Origin of the sequence: Exiguobacterium sp. SH5S4, assembly GCF_004337045.1 — a bacterium.
GTDB classification, from domain to species: domain Bacteria; phylum Bacillota; class Bacilli; order Exiguobacteriales; family Exiguobacteriaceae; genus Exiguobacterium; species Exiguobacterium aurantiacum_A.
On the sequence record NZ_SJUQ01000057.1, the window covers coordinates 1 to 1,419 of the forward strand.

Annotated in this window: 1 protein-coding gene; it reads left to right on the forward strand. The window is 48.2% G+C overall.

The features are described from left to right. Positions 1–150: 150 nt before the first annotated feature. A partial coding sequence (gene istA, locus EVJ32_RS15855) for an IS21 family transposase (protein WP_161568809.1) occupies positions 151–1,419 on the forward strand: 1,269 nt, incomplete at its 3' end.

A 1,419-nucleotide genomic window follows, 5' to 3' on the forward strand; every position in this document is an offset into this window, starting at 1 on the left:
TGTGTAGTGCAAAATAGGAGTGCAGAAGTGTGCAACGGAAACGTACACAACTCTGCACTCCTATTTTAGAAAAGAAAAAGGACTTGCCAGCAACCACAATCTCACCCTAACGTTTAAGTTGCGACACAAGAACGTTAGGAGATGGAAGGAATGCTAGCAATGTCCGATATCAATTGTATCAAATTTCTCAGAAACCACAAATCACATTCAATCAATCGAATCGCTAAAAATCTAGACCTCAATTGGAGGACAGTAAAAAAATACGCGGATTCAGCTCAATTGCCGAGTGAAACCATTCGCCCCAAGAGGGGCATGATGTACGGAACAAAATGGGGCGAGATGGTCGAGGATTGGTTGACCGAGGATCAGATGCTTCAGAAAAAGTTAAGACGAACGAATAAAAAGATTTATGAAACGCTGGTGGCGAACGGATTCGAGGGTTCTTACCGAACGGTCTGCAATTTCATCAAGAGCTGGCATATGACGAGCGAGGAGGAAAACGACACAAGGCACGAACGATTGCAGCACCCTCCGGGTGAGGCGCAGGTGGATTTCGGGACGATGGAAGTCGTCAAAGATAGTCATGCGGTCGATGTGAAGTGCCTCGTCATGAGTCTGCCCTTCAGCAACCGCACTGCAGCCGTCGCCCTCCCCGCAGAAAACCAAGAGTGCTTCCTGACGGGACTCAAAATGCTTTTTGAAGAAATCGGTGGTGTGCCGCAACAGCTCAGAATCGATAATCTCCCCGCCGCAGTCATCCAACCGCGAACGACGAAAGAAGAGGCGATCTATACAGATGCTTTCCTGCAGTTCATGGCTCATTATGGCTTCCAAGTCCAAAGCTGTAATCCTTACAGTGGGAACGAGAAAGGAAGTGTCGAGAACAAGGTGGGATACGTTCGATACAATTTTCTTGTCCCGGCTCCTGTCATGCATGATTACGATTCGATGAACCGACAGCTCGCAGTTTCCCTACGGGACGACATGGAGAGAGTGCATTACGAAAAGCATGTGCTGATCCGTGAGTTGTTCGAAGAAGAGCAGAGACATCTATTGCGATTGCCGCAAGAAGACTTCCCTGTCTTCAAAGAAGAACTGTTCAAGGTGAACAAGTACGGCGAAATAACGATCGATAAGACGAAAGTCTTGGTCCCTTCAGGGGCTCGTCATGGGCAAGTACGCGCCATCTTAAGGTGGGATTCAATGAAGATTCTCTCACTTTACGGAGAAATCCTCTACGAAGAAAAACGGCCCTACATGATGACAAAACGTGCGCTTCCGTGGGAAAACATCATCAGCACTTGGCACAAGAAGCCAAGAAGCTTCGGTCACTCCCGTTATTCCGAATATCTGCCGGGTAGAATCAAAGAGTACCTGGGCGTGCCGAACTTACTCGTTCGGCAGGAAAGACTGGCCTGG